The organism is Rhodococcus sp. IEGM 1351, from assembly GCF_030056875.1.
GTDB lineage: Bacteria > Actinomycetota > Actinomycetes > Mycobacteriales > Mycobacteriaceae > Rhodococcus_F > Rhodococcus_F opacus.
On sequence record NZ_JASHKU010000001.1, the window covers coordinates 194,843 to 209,282 of the forward strand.

Sequence of the window (14,440 nt, forward strand, 5' to 3'; positions counted from 1 at the left end):
GTCAGCCCAGCGCGGAGATCGCCTTCGCGACGCCCTCGCCGTAGGCGGGATCGCACTGCGTGCAGTTGTCGATGTGCCGCTGCACGACCTGCTGCGACGCGCCGTTGATGGCCCGCGCGGTGTTCTCGAACAGCACCTGCTTCTGCTCGTCGCTCATGTTGTTGAACAACACGCGCGGCTGCGAGAAGTAATCGTCGTCGTCCTCCCGGAAGTTGAACCGGTCGGCGAACGCGCCCACGCCCTGCGCGGGATCGCGGTACCGGCTCTGCTCCTGCCACTTGCCGTAGCTGTTCGGCTCGTAGTGCAGGGTGCCACCGTTGTTGCCGTCGACCCGCATGGCACCGTCGCGGTGGAAGTTGCTCACCGGGCAACGGGCCGCGTTGACCGGGATCTGGTAGTTGTTCACGCCGAGGCGGTAGCGCTGCGCGTCACCGTAGGAGAACAACCGGCCCTGGAGCATCTTGTCCGGGGAGAAGCTGATGCCGGGCACGACGTGTGCCGGGTTGAACGCCGCCTGCTCGACCTCGGCGAAGTAGTTGTCGGGGTTGCGGTTGAGTTCCCATTCGCCGACCTCGATGAGCGGGTAGTCGGCCTTCGGCCACACTTTCGTCAGGTCGAACGGGTGGTAGGGGACCGTGTCGGCGTCGGCCTCGGGCATGATCTGCACGCACAGCTTCCACTTCGGGAAATTGCCGGCCTCGATGGCGTCGAAGAGATCCCGCTGATGGCTCTCGCGGTCGGCGCCGACCAGGGCCTCGGCCTCGGCGTCGGTGAGGTTCTCGACTCCCTGCTGCACGCGGTGGTGGAACTTCACCCAGAAGCGTTCGCCCTCGGCGTTGATGAAACTGAACGTGTGCGAACCGAATCCGTGCATGTGCCGGTACGACGAGGGGATACCGCGGTCGCTCATCACGATGGTGACCTGGTGCAGCGACTCGGGCAGCGACGTCCAGAAGTCCCAATTGTTGTCGGGGCTACGCAGATTCGTGCGGGGGTCACGCTTGACGGCGTGGTTGAGATCGGGGAACTTCAGCGGGTCGCGGAAGAAGAAGACCGGGGTGTTGTTGCCGACGAGGTCCCAGTTGCCTTCCTCGGTGTAGAACTTGACCGCGAAGCCGCGGATGTCGCGCTCGGCGTCGGCGGCGCCGCGCTCACCGGCGACGGTGGAGAAGCGGGCGAACAGGTCGGTCTTCTTGCCGACCTCGGAGAAGATCTTCGCGCTGGTGTACCGGGTGATGTCGTTCGTGACCGTGAACGTTCCGTACGCACCGGAACCCTTGGCGTGCATGCGGCGTTCCGGAATGACCTCGCGGTCGAAATGTGCGAGCTTCTCGAGGAACCAGACGTCCTGCAGCAACTGCGGCCCGCGGGGACCGGCAGTGACGACGTTCTGGTTGTCGGGGACGGGTGCGCCTACGGCCGTGGTGAGCTTGTCGCCCGTGTTCGCAGTGGTCTCTCGGCTCACAGTGGATCCCTTCGTTGCTGACTCTCGCAGTGGGTTTTCTGGAACTGGCTGTCGGGCAAGAGGCTTCGCCGATGGACGGTCGACGTCGCGGATCGAACCACCCTCACGGGACGCGACGTGGTGGTGGCCGTCTCCCGCCCTCGTGTGTGTTCACGGTCACACTGCACCATCGTTTCTTGAATTAGTCAAGAAAGCGCACGCTAACTCTCGACCGGTGTCCGCGTCTCCAGCGCCGCAACCAGGAACTCTTCCGGAACATCCGGCCAGTCGGACTGCCAGCGGCCGGCTCGCCTGTCCTCGAGGAGCGCCGTCAACGCGGGCACCATGCGCGGTCCGCCGTCGATCAGGTAGCGCACGAAGCCGATTCGCGCACACGTCGCGGCGACGGACGCCAGCACCGGCTTCGCTTCGTCGACCCGGCCCGCCGCGACCAGGCAGGCGACGAGCAGGCGACTGGCCTGCATGGCCGCCCTCGGCCGGCTCTCCCGTTCGACCCTGCGCACCCACTCCTCCGCGCGGCGACACGCGACATCGGGCTCGTCGGCCGACTGCTTCCGGATCTCGGTGGCGTCGTCGAGCTGCGCGACGATCTCGGCGAAACCGAAATCGGGTTCCCGGTTGGCCTTCCCGGCAGTGGCCGGGGGCTGAGGCGAGGCCGGCAGACCGAGCCGGACCCGCTCGTTCTCGACCCGGGCCCGCAGCCGGGGAAGTCCCAGCGACGCCGCCGCGGACGCGCCCTCGTCGAGGTGGCGGGCGGCGGACACGACGTCGCCGCGCGCCGCCTTCAGCCGGGCGCCGGTGACGAAGCGGGCAATCATGAAATCGACTATGCCGCCCTCGGGCCCGAGCTCGTAGCTCTCGTCGAGGAGTCGTTCGGCCTCATCGAGATGGCCCAGTTCGTACATCAGCTCGCCGAGGAGTGCGCCTGCAAGTCGTGCGGCATGTGAATGGGTGCCTGCCGACTTCGTCGCGGTCTGCACGGCCAGCCGGAAGTTGTCCTCGGCCGCGGCGATGTCGAGTTGTTCCATCGCGGCGATGCCGGCGAAGCAGTACCCGTACATCCTACTGAACGGTCCGACGGTCCGCTGGTGGTACCCGGCGGCCCACTCCTGCAGGCGGCGAGCCTCCACGAAATCGAACTGGGCGATCGCGACGGCGGATGCGAGATTCGACCCCGCCGAAACCACCCACGCACGTAGGGTTTCCGGGCGGGCCAGGCATTCCGCGATGAGGTCGGGAACTCCGGCGATGCGATCGGACGACACCGCGATCACGGCGCGGACGATGTCGGCCTCCACGCGGATGTCCGCCTGCTCGGTTTCGCTCAGCTTCGAGGACTCGAGGGTCGACGCGACCAGCGAGAGCGACCGCAGCGTCGGCGCCACCCGTTGCAGCAGGATGTTCGCCCACGCGACCGCGATCTGGATGCGGGGACTGGACTCGACCAGCGGCCGCGGCAACTTGTCGACGAGGCCGAGCAACGCGACCATCCGCGAGTGCTCCACCAGGTACATGCCCTGCTCCTCGACCACCGCGACGGCCACGTCGCGATCACCCGCCGCCAACGCGTGATCCACTGCGTCGCTGACGTAGTGGTGGTCGGCGAACCAGTGCGCGGCCGCACGGTGCAGGTCCGCGATGCGCGACGGATGATCGCGCTCGAGGCGCCGGCGGAGATACTCGGCGAACAGGTGGTGGTACTCGAACCACTCCCGGTCCTCGTCCAGGCTGCGCAGGAACAGATCACGCGATTCGACCTGCTCGAGCAGGGCCTGACCGCGGGTCACGTTCGCCAGCACGCAGGCGAGGTCGCCGCACACCCGCTCGGTGACGGACGTGGCCAGCATGAAGTCGAGCAGCGCAGGCTCGAGAGTGCTGAGCACGTTCTCCGCCAGATACTCACCGATCGCATGGTGGCGACCCGACATGTGCCGGATGAGATCGCCGGGATCGGCGCGATCACGCAGCGACAGCGACGCCAGTTGCAGCGCCGCCACCCACCCGTCCGTGGTCTCCTCCAGAGCCTCCACGTCGGAATCCTCCAGGTGCAGTCCACCGAGGTCGACCAGGAACCGCTGCGACTCGGTGAGGTCGAAGCGCAAAGCCACGGAATCGATTTCGACGAGTTCGTCGCGCACCCGCATCTTGGCCAGCGGAAGCCCTGCCTGGCTTCGGCTGCTCACCACCATCTGCAGGTGGTGGCAGCCGTTCTCGAGGATGAAGTCCATCGCGGCGATCGTGTCCGGCGACGTCACGCGATGCCAGTCGTCGATCATCACCACCACATGGCGCTTGCTGTCGTGGACCTGATTCACCAGCGAGGTCAGCACATACCGTTCCGCTTCGGCACCGTTCTCGTCGAGCGCCTGCCCCAGTTCGTCCGCCAGGGTCGGCTCGGCCCGGCGGATCGCCTCGACGAGGTGGGACAGGAACCACACGACATTGTTGTCGTCGTTGTCGACCGTCAGCCAGGCGACGGCAGAGCCGTCTTCGATGAGCACGTCGCGCCACTGCGCGGCCACCGTGCTCTTCCCGAAGCCGGCGGGTGCGTGGATGAGCGTCAACCGCCTCCGCTGACCCAGCCGGAGCAGATCCAGGAGACGGGTGCGTTCCACCAGGGACCGCATCGGGGTCGGCGGGCGGAAGCGGGCCGCGGCGCTCGGTGGAGTGGCACCCGACCGCCGGCGGTAGCTGCGACTGCGCCCGGACGCCGAGGACTGCGTGGTCGGCGCCGCCGGGTGCTCGGTGCGCGGGAATTCGTCGGCCGCGGCGGGGAGCGCCATCTCGTCGACATCGAGTCCGTGTCTGCGCTCGATGTCGCGGAGTTCCTGGCCGAACTCCGCGGCCGAAGCCGGGCGGTCGGTCGGTTCCTCGGCCATGGCACGCTCGATGGCCGAGCACACGTCGTCGGGAATGTCCTCGCCCCGCAGGTCCGGAACGGGTTGCGTCGCGATGCGGAGGAACTGCGCGACGAGCCGCTCCCCGCTCCGCCGCTCGAACGCGGCATGACCGGTGAGCAGGCAGAACAGGGCGGCACCCAGGCTGTACACGTCGGAAGCCGCGGACGGTGCGTCGCCGCGGAGGACCTCCGGGGCAGTGAACGCGGGCGAACCGGTGATCATGCTCGACGTGGTCTCGAATCCGCCCGTGACCCGCGCGATGCCGAAGTCCGTGAGCTGCGGTTCGCCGTACCCGGTGAGCAGGATGTTCGCGGGCTTCACGTCGCGGTGCAGGGTGCCGAGCCGGTGCGCCGTCTCCAAAGCGCCCGCCAGCTTCACGCCGACGCGCAGCGTTTCACTCCACGGCAGCGGCCCTTCACGGCGAATCCAGGCGTCGAGCGAATTGCGCGAGTGGTACGGCATCACGATGTACGGCCTGCCGCTGGGCGTCACCCCGGACTGCAAGATGTCGACCACGTGGGGATGCCCCGACAATTTCCCCATCGCACGCTGTTCCCGCAAGAAACGTTCGCGGTCCTCGCCGTCCAGATCGGAGGACAGCACCTTGATCGCGACCGTGCGGTCGAGCGCTGTCTGAAGGCAGCGGTACACGACCCCGAACCCTCCCCGGCCGATCTCGCGGGCGTCGTCGAATCCCTCCGACGACAGCTCCGCGACGATGTCGGTCACGACGATCCGCTTGGTAGCCTGCGGATCCGAGTCGGTCGGCCCGGAACTGCTTTCCGGGTGTCGTGGCACACTCAATGAAATCACCTTCTCGGTGCACTGACGCCAGCATATCGCGGTCGCCCGACACAGAGAGCGGGTGTTCGAGAACGAGTAGACCCGAGGAGAATTCGACGGTGACGGATACCGGCATTGCGGCAACGGACACGAGCCTGGCCGAGCGGACCCTGGCCCAGCTCCTCGACGCCCGGATCAGTTGCAGGGCTTACCTACCGACGCAGGTGCCGCGCGAGGTGATCGAGAGGATCCTCGAGCTCGCGCAGCAGACGCCGTCGTGGTGCAACACGCAGCCGTGGCAGGTCGCGATCACCGAGGGGGAGGGGACCGATCGGTTCCGTTCCGGGCTGGCGGAGTACGTCCGCACCCACCCGCAGGAGTCCGACTTCGAGTGGCCCCGCGAATACGTCGGCGAGCACAAGCAACGCCGCCGGGAGTGCGCCATGCAGCTGTACTCCAGCGTCGGCATCGCGCCCGGCGACCGGGCCGCGTCGGCGGAGCAGACGATGAAGAACTTCGACCTGTTCGGCGCGCCGCACGTCGCGATCGTCACCACCCACGAAGCGCTCGGCACATACGGCGCCGTGGACTGCGGCCTGTACGTCGAGACATTCCTCCTCGCCGCGCAGAGCCTCGGGGTCGCGACCATTCCGCAGGCCGCCGTCGCGGGAAGTTCGCGGTTCATCCACGACTTCTTCTCGCTCGACGAGGACCGCAGGGTCGTCTGCGCGATCTCGTTCGGCTACCCCGACACGGAGAATCCCGTCAACGGATTCCGCACCCACCGGGAACCCGTCGCCAACGTCGCGCAGTGGGTGTCGCAGTAACGTGCTCGACTCCGAAGTGTTCGACCGGGACGCCCTGTTCGCCCGCCTCCGCCGCCGTCCCGACGTCGAGGCCCCCAACCTGACGGCCGTCGATGCCGCCGACCGGCTGATCCTCGACGAGGCCGCGGCGGCACTGTCGGCGGCGCGTCCCGGGACGCTCGCCGTGATCGGCGACCACTACGGTGCGCTCACCCTCGGCGCCGCGGCGACGCACGGCTCGACCGGGATCCGCGTGCACCAGGACCCGCTGACCGGCGAACTGGCGCTCGCCGCCAACGCCGCGACGGTCGCGCTCGCCGACCGCTACCGGTCGTGCGCGCTCGGTGAGGAGCTGCTCGCGGGCGCAACCGTCGTGCTGATGCAGCTGCCGCGGAGCCTCGGCGAACTGACCGAGGTCGCCGAGGCGATCGCCCGCCACGCCGACCCGTCCGTCGTCGTCTACGCGGGTGGGCGCAACAAGCACATCTCCACCGCCATGAACGACGTGCTCGGGCGTTCGTTCTCCGACGTCCGCGCGACCCTCGGCAGGCAGAAGTCGCGGGTGCTGATCGCGAGCGGTCCGGTGGAGGTGGCGCAGCAGACGTACCCCGTCACCGATCATCTCCCCGAGATCGGGCTGGACGTCGTCTCGTACGGGGCCGCGTTCGCCGGCCCCAAGCTGGACATCGGGACCCGGTATCTCCTCGACTTCCTACCCCGCGTGAATCCCGGTGCACGGGCCGCGGTCGACCTCGGCTGCGGAACGGGCATTCTCGCCGTCAGCCTGGCCCGGCTCCTCCCGGAGGTCTCGGTGATCGCCACCGACCAGTCCGCCGCCGCGGTGGCATCGGCCGCCGCCACCGCCCGCGCCAACGGCCTCGGCGGACGGGTCAGGACGCTGCGCGACGACGCCATGTCCACGCTCGCCACCGACAGCCAGGACGTCGTCCTGTGCAACCCGCCGTTCCACGTGGGCGCGGCCGTCCACACCGGTGGCGCGTCGAAGATGTTCACCGAAGCCGGGCGCGTGCTCCGGCCCGGCGGCGAGTTGTGGACCGTGTACAACTCGCACCTCGGGTACCGGGGCCGGTTGCAGCGGCTCGTCGGTCCGACCGACGTGGTCGGCCGGAATCCCAAATTCACGGTCACCCGGTCGGTGGCCTGACCGCCACGCCGACCGGCCTCGTCTGGCGGGTGTCCCCGCGGCACCGGTAGAGTCCGAATTGTCCGACCCGAAAGCGACGAACGGGAACTTGCGGTGGGTGCGGGACGTTCAACGTACAAGAAACCCGGATCCACCCGGCGAGCCACGAGAAGGGATGTGCACGGTGCGCACCACCAGTAACCCGGTGTTCCGCAACCTGCCCAAACAAGAGGGCAGCGGCGGATACGCCTCGTTCGGATCTACGACGGCCGGCGCAGCGCAGGTCACGCAGCAGTTCGGTCAGCCGCAGTACACGCAGGCCGAGCCCTACCGGACGGGCCCCGACTACCGTTCGATGACCATCGACGACGTCGTCACCAAGACGGGTGTCACGCTCGGCGTGCTCACGGTGTCGGCGATCATCTCCTACTTCCTGGTGAGCAACGACGCGAACCTCGCGACCCCGCTGGTCATCGGTGGTGGCCTCGTCGGTCTCGTGCTGGTCCTCGTGGCCACGTTCGGCCGCAAGATGGACAACCCGGGCATCGTCCTCGCCTACGCGGTGGCAGAGGGCCTGTTCCTCGGCGCCCTGTCGTTCATGTTCACCGACGTCACGTTCGGCGGAGTCGGGGGAGCGGCGCTCATCGCCCAGGCCGTACTCGGCACGTTCGGCGTGTTCTTCGGCATGCTCGTCGTCTACAAGACGGGCGCGATCCGAGTCACGCCCCGCCTGACACGGATGATCATCGGCGCCCTCATCGGTGTCGTCGTCCTCGCCCTCGGCAACGTGATCGCCAGCTTCTTCACCGAAGGCGGCCTCGGTCTCCGCGACGGCGGTCCCCTGGCGATCATCTTCAGCCTCGTCTGCATCGGCATCGCCGCGTTCAGCTTCCTGCTGGACTTCGACGCCGCAGACCAGCTGATCCGGGCACAGGCGCCGGAGAAGGCAGCGTGGGGCGTCGCATTCGGACTCACCGTCACCCTCGTGTGGCTGTACGTCGAGATCCTGCGACTCCTGAGCTACTTCAACAGCGACTAGTAGTTCCACGAGAAGGCCCCCGAGAGCATGCTCTCGGGGGCCTTCTCTGTTGTGCGGGCCCGGTTCGATTACCTCGGAGGTAATCGACGCGCGTATTCCGACGGAGGAATGTCGTGTGCGGCAACCAGCCCCACCCGAAGGAGCACGACATGAGCGCGTACGGAATGGCCCACCTCGAGAACGTCGACATGGGTCCGCAGATCGTCGAATACCTCGAACGCATCGACGGCACCCTCCGCCCGTTCTCCGGCAAGTTCATCGTCCACGGCGGACGCCAGGACGTGGTCGAGGGAACGTCCGACGGCGCGTTCATCGTCATCGAGTTCCCCGACCGCGAGCACCTCGAAGGCTGGTACGCGTCCGACGCGTACCGGGAGATCCTCCCGCTCCGCGCCGAGCATTCCGACGGACTGGTGATAATGGCCGACGGAGTCGACGCCGACCACAAGGCCACCGACATCCTCGGGTAGGCGCTTCGCGCCCGTGAGTGGTTAACGAGTCTCTGCACTCGTCAACCACTCACGGGTGGCGGAGCCGCCTAGCTCAGGCGCTCCAGGACCATGGCCATGCCCTGCCCGCCGCCGACGCACATCGTCTCGACGCCGAACGTCTTGTCCTGCTCGCGGAGGTTGTTGAGCAGGGTGTTGGTGATGCGGGCACCGGTCATGCCGAACGGGTGACCGAGGGCGATGGCGCCGCCGGAGATGTTCAGCTTGTCCTCGTCGATCTTCAGCTCGCGAGCCGATCCGAGGACCTGGACCGCGAAGGCCTCGTTGATCTCGAACAGATCGATGTCGGAGATGGACTTGCCCGCGATGGCGAGGGCCTTCTTGACGGCCTCGATCGGGCCCAGGCCCATGATCTCGGGGGACAGTCCGGACACCCCGGTGGACACGATGCGGGCCAACGGGGTCAGGCCGAGGGCCTTGGCCTTGGTGTCGGACATGATGACGAGCGCGGCGGCGCCGTCGTTGAGCGGGCACGCGTTGCCGGCGGTGACGGTGCCGTCCGGGCGGAACACGGGCTTGAGCTGGCTGATGCCCTCGTAGGTGGTGCCGGCGCGGGGGCCGTCGTCGGTGCTGACGACGGTGCCGTCGGGGAGGGTGACCGGGGTGATCTCCCGCTCGAAGAAGCCGTTCTTGATCGCTTCCTCCGCGCGGTTCTGGGAGCGGACACCCCAGCGGTCCTGCTCCTCACGGGTGATGCCGGTGGCCGATGCGACGTTCTCGGCCGTCTGGCCCATCGCGATGTAGACGTCGGGAATCTGCTCGTCCCCGCGCGGGTCGGTCCACGCGACGCCGCCCTCGGCGAGCTTCGCGGTACGCGCCTCGGCATCGGCGAACCTCGGGTTCTTGGTGTTCGGCAGGCCGTCGGCGTTGCCGGTGACGAAGCTGGACACCGACTCGACGCCGGCGGAGACGAACACGTCGCCCTCGCCGGCCTTGATCGCGTGCAGTGCCATGCGGGTGGTCTGCAGCGAGGAGGAACAGTAGCGGTTGACGGTGACACCGGGCAGGAAGTCATAGCCCAGTTCCACCGCGACGACGCGGGCGATGTTGAAACCCGACTGGCCTGCGGGCTGACCGCAGCCGAGGAGCAGGTCGTCGATCTCGGTGGGATCGAGTTCGGGGACCTTCGCCAGAGCCGCGGCCACCATCTGCGTCGTCAGATCATCCGGGCGGATGGTCTTGAGCGAGCCCTTCATGGCTCGGCCGATCGGTGAGCGTACTGCGGAGACGATGACTGCCTCGGGCATGAAAACTCCTTTGTCAACTGCGGGGGTCTGCACTGTGTTGCAGACCACCCGTTCTGTGGCCTTCCCGACAACTTACGTTGCCGGGCGGCACCGGGGACATCGCCATCTCACTCAGCGACCCGTCGCCTCCTGGACGCGGACGCCTCCTCGATCGCGAGGAGCTCATCGAGGCGGGAAGGTGAGCGTCGCCGGGCACTGAGTCGCCACAGGAAACGGTTGAGCGAGGCGGTCATTCGGGTCGACAGCTTGCGTGATTCCGCGGCCTCCGACACCTCGGGCAGGTCGGGCAGCGGTCCGCCGTGCCACATGCCCAGAGCGGTCGCGAGAACGGGCACGATCTGCATCGCCGCCAATTCGTACCCCGCCGCGGACGGGTGGAAGTGGTCGGAGGAGAACATCCGGTCGGGGGCCGCCAGGAACTCCGGCGCCAGCAGGTCGGCCAACGCCACCGGGTGGCCACCCGCCGCGCTGGTCGCCGCCGCCTGCGCCCGGGCCAGGCGCAACCCCCACGTTCGGACGACGGTCCGCAGGGGCTGCGGAATCGCGGTGACCACCCCGAGGTCGGGGCACGTTCCGACCACGACCGCGCAGTCGTGGGCGCGGAGCCGTTCGACCGCCTCCCCGAGCCTGCGCGCCGACGCCCGGATCGAGTTCTTGGACGTCACGTCGTTGGCGCCGACCAGGATCACCGCGGCGTCCGGCGGCGGTCCGGCCACGAACATCGCGTCCACCTGCCCGCTGAGCCCGCGGGACGTGGCGCCGCCGATGGCCTTGGTGCTCAGCCGGATCCGCTTGCCGGTCTCGTCGGCGAGGCGCCTCGCGATCTGCACACCGGGCACTTCGTCCGCCGACAGGCATCCCACCCCGGCGGCCGTGGAGTCGCCGAAAATCATCAGATGGACGTCGTACGAGACGGTCCGTAGCCAGCGTTCGGGGACCGCGGCGCCGGGGGAGTAGACGCCGTCGGCCTCCGGCGGCTTGGCGACGTTGCGCCCGATCACACCGCGGGCCGCCGTCGCCTGCGACATCAGATAGGAGTACGCCGCCCACGACAGCGTGCCTGCGCTCGAACCTGCCACGACAGCCGCGGCGCCGGCTTTCACTCCGGTCTGCCAGGTCCTCTTGGGCACTGGTCTCACCTTTCCGCTACCTGGTGCTCATCTCACGGGTTCCAGCGGACTGCGTCCGCACCAATCTAGTCGGATCAGGGCCCCCGTGCCGGACGTCTGTGAGCATCGGATCAGGGCATCTGGGAGCATGGAGGCATGCGCATCGCGGAACACGTCGTCGACCTGATCGGCAACACCCCTCTCGTCAAGCTCTCTTCTGTCATCGGGGAGAACCACGGGACCGTTGCAGCCAAGATCGAATACCTCAACCCGGGCGGAAGCTCGAAGGACCGCATCGCGGTCAAGATGATCGACGCCGCGGAGGCGTCCGGTGAGCTGAAGCCGGGTGGGACCATCGTGGAGCCCACCTCCGGCAACACCGGCATCGGCCTCGCCCTGGTGGCCCAGAAGCGCGGATACAAGTGCGTGTTCGTCTGCCCCGACAAGGTCAGCGAAGACAAGCGGAACGTCCTCAAGGCCTACGGCGCCGAGGTCGTGGTGTGCCCCACCGCGGTCGCGCCCGAGCACCCGGACAGCTACTACAGCGTCTCCGACCGGCTCGCACGCGAACTCCCCGGCGGCTGGAAGCCCAACCAGTACTCCAACCCGGGCGGCCCGCAGAGCCACTACGAGACCACCGGCCCCGAGATCTGGGCCGACACCGACGGCAAGATCACCCACTTCGTCGCAGGCGTCGGCACCGGCGGCACCATCACCGGCACCGGCCGCTACCTCAAGGAGGTGTCCGGCGGCAAGGTCAAGGTCATCGGCGCCGACCCCGAGGGTTCCGTGTACTCGGGTGGCACCGGCCGTCCGTACCTGGTCGAGGGCGTGGGCGAGGACTTCTGGCCGAGCGCCTACGACCCGTCCATCCCCGACGAGATCATCGCCGTGTCCGATGCCGACTCCTTCGAGATGACCCGTCGCCTCGCGCGCGAAGAGGGCCTGTTGGTCGGCGGCTCCTGCGGCATGGCTGTCGTCGCTGCACTCGAGGTCGCCAAGCGCGAGGGCCCCGACGCGGTCATCGTCGTCCTGCTGCCCGACGGTGGTCGCGGATACCTCTCGAAGATCTTCAACGACAAGTGGATGGCGTCCTACGGCTTCCTCCGCACCCCGCTCGACGGCAAGCCCGACGAGAAGACGGTCGGCGACGTGCTGCGCGGTAAGTCCGGCGAACTCCCGGACCTCGTCCACACCCACCCGTCCGAGACGCTGCGCGACGCCATCGAGATCCTCCGCGAGTACGGGGTGTCCCAGATGCCCGTCGTCGGCGCGGAGCCGCCCGTCATGGCCGGTGAAGTGGCGGGCAGCGTCACCGAGCGTGACCTGCTCAGTGCCGTGTTCGAGGGACGCGCGCACCTGGCCGACCCGGTGGAGAAGCACATGAGCAAGCCGTTCCCGCTCATCGGTTCGGGTGAGCCTGTGTCGGCCGCCACCAAGGCGCTCGGCGACACCGACGCGCTGATGGTCGTCGACGACGGCAAGCCCGCCGGGGTCATCACCCGCCACGACCTTCTCGGGTTCCTCAGCGCCGGCTCCTAGACGACACGTCGGGGGCCGGGCACGACAACACTGGTCCCCGCTGCGCACGGAACGTACGGTGCACAGCGGGGGACCGGTCCGGTGTCCGTGAGGGGGAATCTCAGTGAGTGCTCGTCTACGTCGTCGTGTTCTTGTGGGCTCGGTTGTCCTGCTCGGGTTCGCCGCCGCCGGATGCGGGAACAGCATCGAGGGTGCCGCCGTCGCACAGCCGGGATCGTCGGACGTCGACTCGGCGTCTGCGGGCACGTCGTCTTCGGCGGCGTCCGCCGACTGCGCCGCGCTGACGAAGGCACTCGGCCGGCTGGTGTCGGACCGGCCGCATCTCACCGAGGCCGTCCTGCCCGGCTCGACCGATCCGACGTGCTCGTGGTCCAAGGGACCGACCAACGTCATGAGCACCATCACCGCGTCGGTCAAGCCGCAGGTGACGGATCCCGCCGTCCTCGTCGAGATGCGGAACGGGACGAACGTCGTCCCCGACCCCCGTTCCGCAGAGTTCGGCGGGGTGGTCCTCGACGTCGTGGCCATGGCGCTGCTCACCCCGGACCACAGCATCATCGTCAACGCGCTCGACCCCTCCGTCAGCGACGCGACCAAGCTCGACGTCGCGTTCGCGATCGCGGAGTATCTGGAGAATTAGGTCCCCACTAGGCTGGGGGCCATGAGTGAGCAGCGCAGCAAAGCGGACAACATCAGCTGGCAGGGGTTCTCCACCAAGGCCGTGCACGCAGGATTCGACCCGGACCCGCAGACGGGCGCCGTCAACGTTCCGATCTACGCGAGTTCGACGTTCGCGCAGGACGGCGTCGGCGGCATGCGTAACGGATTCGAATACGCCCGCACCGGTAACCCGACCCGACGACCGCTCGAGGCCAACCTCGCCGCCCTCGAGTCGGGCACGTACGGTCGCGCGTTCGGCTCGGGCATGGCCGCCACCGACTGCCTGCTCCGTGCCGCGCTGCGCCCCGGCGACCACCTGGTCATCCCGAACGACGCCTACGGCGGAACGTTCCGCCTGATCGACAAGGTCTTCACCCAGTGGGGCATCGAGTACACGCCCGCCGCGGTCTCCGACGTGGACGCGGTCCGGGCAGCCATCCGGCCCAACACCAAGCTCGTGTGGGTCGAGACGCCCACGAACCCGCTCCTCAACATCGGTGACATCGAGGCACTGTCCGACATCGCGCACGAGGCCGGCGCGAAGATCGTCGTCGACAACACGTTCGCCTCGCCGTACCTGCAGCAGCCGCTGCAGCTCGGCGCCGACGTCGCGCTGCACTCGACCACCAAGTACATCGGCGGACACTCCGACGTCGTCGGCGGCGCACTCGTCACCAACGACGAGGAGCTCGACACGGCGTTCGCGTTCCTGCAGAACGGTGCCGGCGCGGTCCCCGGACCCTTCGACGCGTTCCTCACGCTCCGCGGAATCAAGACCCTCTCCCTGCGCATGGAGCGGCACAGCGACAACGCCGAGAAGGTCGTCGAACTGCTCACCGGGCACTCCGCGGTGTCGCAGGTCATCTACCCCGGACTCGACTCGCACCCCGGCCACAAGGTCGCGGAGAAGCAGATGCGCCGCTTCGGCGGCATGATCTCGGTCCGCCTCGCCGGCGGCAAGCAGGCCGCACTGGACTTCTGCTCGCGCACCGAGATCTTCACGCTGGCCGAGTCGCTCGGCGGCGTCGAGTCGCTGATCGAGCACCCGGGTGCCATGACCCACGCCTCCACCGCCGGTTCGCTGCTCGAGGTTCCGGACGACCTGGTGCGCCTGTCCGTCGGCATCGAGGATGCCGCCGACCTCGTGGGCGACATCGAGCAGGCGCTGAAGTAGGCGGCTTCGCCGCCCGTGCGCCTTTTTGGTTGCCGCCGCTACCAAAAAGGCGCACGGGCCGA

General features: G+C 68.3%; 11 protein-coding genes. 7 read left to right on the forward strand and 4 right to left on the reverse strand.

Going from position 1 to position 14,440, the window contains the following annotated elements:
* Position 1 precedes the first annotated feature (1 nt).
* Both QM806_RS00955 and QM806_RS00960 read right to left on the reverse strand, forming a co-directional pair.
* Positions 2-1,465 carry a catalase gene (locus tag QM806_RS00955; RefSeq protein WP_005238953.1) on the reverse strand — a complete coding sequence of 488 codons (1,464 nt, stop codon included), beginning with the start codon at positions 1,463-1,465 and terminating at the stop codon, positions 2-4.
* Positions 1,466-1,665: 200 nt separating this feature from the next.
* The gene (locus QM806_RS00960; RefSeq protein WP_054248339.1) at positions 1,666-5,163 is read right to left on the reverse strand and encodes a serine/threonine-protein kinase; all 3,498 of its coding nucleotides are present in this window, start codon (positions 5,161-5,163) and stop codon (positions 1,666-1,668) included.
* Between the two features lie 104 nt (positions 5,164-5,267).
* Between QM806_RS00960 and QM806_RS00965 the strand changes: the two genes are divergently transcribed.
* The 4 genes from QM806_RS00965 (at position 5,268) to QM806_RS00980 (ending at position 8,607) form a co-directional block, all read left to right on the forward strand.
* Positions 5,268-5,975: a nitroreductase gene (locus QM806_RS00965; RefSeq protein ID WP_005255735.1), complete on the forward strand. Its 708-nt coding sequence runs from the start codon at positions 5,268-5,270 to the stop codon at positions 5,973-5,975.
* 1 nt (position 5,976) lies between these two features.
* A complete protein-coding gene (locus tag QM806_RS00970) occupies positions 5,977-7,119 on the forward strand; it encodes a class I SAM-dependent methyltransferase (RefSeq protein WP_169692911.1) in 1,143 nt (380 codons plus the stop codon).
* A 163-nt stretch (positions 7,120-7,282) separates the two neighbouring features.
* Positions 7,283-8,137 (forward strand): Bax inhibitor-1/YccA family protein, encoded by an 855-nt coding sequence (locus QM806_RS00975; RefSeq protein WP_005255740.1) that lies wholly within the window; start codon positions 7,283-7,285, stop codon positions 8,135-8,137.
* Positions 8,138-8,286: 149 nt separating this feature from the next.
* Positions 8,287-8,607 (forward strand): DUF1330 domain-containing protein, encoded by a 321-nt coding sequence (locus QM806_RS00980; RefSeq protein WP_007300195.1) that lies wholly within the window; start codon positions 8,287-8,289, stop codon positions 8,605-8,607.
* 68 nt (positions 8,608-8,675) lie between these two features.
* On the opposite strand, the gene QM806_RS00985 is transcribed toward QM806_RS00980, so the two are convergent.
* Together QM806_RS00985 and QM806_RS00990 are read right to left on the reverse strand one after the other, a co-directional pair.
* The gene (locus tag QM806_RS00985) at positions 8,676-9,893 is read right to left on the reverse strand and encodes an acetyl-CoA C-acetyltransferase (RefSeq protein WP_005568580.1); all 1,218 of its coding nucleotides are present in this window, start codon (positions 9,891-9,893) and stop codon (positions 8,676-8,678) included.
* A 107-nt stretch (positions 9,894-10,000) separates the two neighbouring features.
* Complete coding sequence (locus QM806_RS00990) at positions 10,001-11,023, reverse strand: SGNH/GDSL hydrolase family protein (RefSeq protein WP_169692910.1); 1,023 nt, start codon at positions 11,021-11,023, stop codon at positions 10,001-10,003.
* Positions 11,024-11,158: 135 nt separating this feature from the next.
* Here QM806_RS00990 and QM806_RS00995 point away from each other — a divergent pair, with 135 nt between their 5' ends.
* From QM806_RS00995 to QM806_RS01005, 3 genes are all read left to right on the forward strand, one after another.
* The gene (locus QM806_RS00995) at positions 11,159-12,544 is read left to right on the forward strand and encodes a cystathionine beta-synthase (protein WP_005255744.1); all 1,386 of its coding nucleotides are present in this window, start codon (positions 11,159-11,161) and stop codon (positions 12,542-12,544) included.
* A 103-nt stretch (positions 12,545-12,647) separates the two neighbouring features.
* Positions 12,648-13,184, forward strand: a complete 537-nt coding sequence (locus QM806_RS01000; protein ID WP_155772971.1) for a hypothetical protein — start codon at positions 12,648-12,650, stop codon at positions 13,182-13,184.
* Between the two features lie 21 nt (positions 13,185-13,205).
* Positions 13,206-14,378 (forward strand): cystathionine gamma-synthase, encoded by a 1,173-nt coding sequence (locus QM806_RS01005; protein WP_005567047.1) that lies wholly within the window; start codon positions 13,206-13,208, stop codon positions 14,376-14,378.
* Positions 14,379-14,440: the final 62 nt, after the last annotated feature.

What these genes read in the sequence shown, in the direction of transcription:
- QM806_RS00980 (WP_007300195.1), top strand. Translation starts at nt 8,287, where the DNA reads ATGAGCGCGTACGGAATGGCCCACCTCGAGAACGTCGACATGGGTCCG.
- QM806_RS00985 (WP_005568580.1), bottom strand. Translation starts at nt 9,893, where the DNA reads ATGCCCGAGGCAGTCATCGTCTCCGCAGTACGCTCACCGATCGGCCGA.
- QM806_RS00995 (WP_005255744.1), top strand. Translation starts at nt 11,159, where the DNA reads ATGCGCATCGCGGAACACGTCGTCGACCTGATCGGCAACACCCCTCTC.
- QM806_RS01005 (WP_005567047.1), top strand. Translation starts at nt 13,206, where the DNA reads ATGAGTGAGCAGCGCAGCAAAGCGGACAACATCAGCTGGCAGGGGTTC.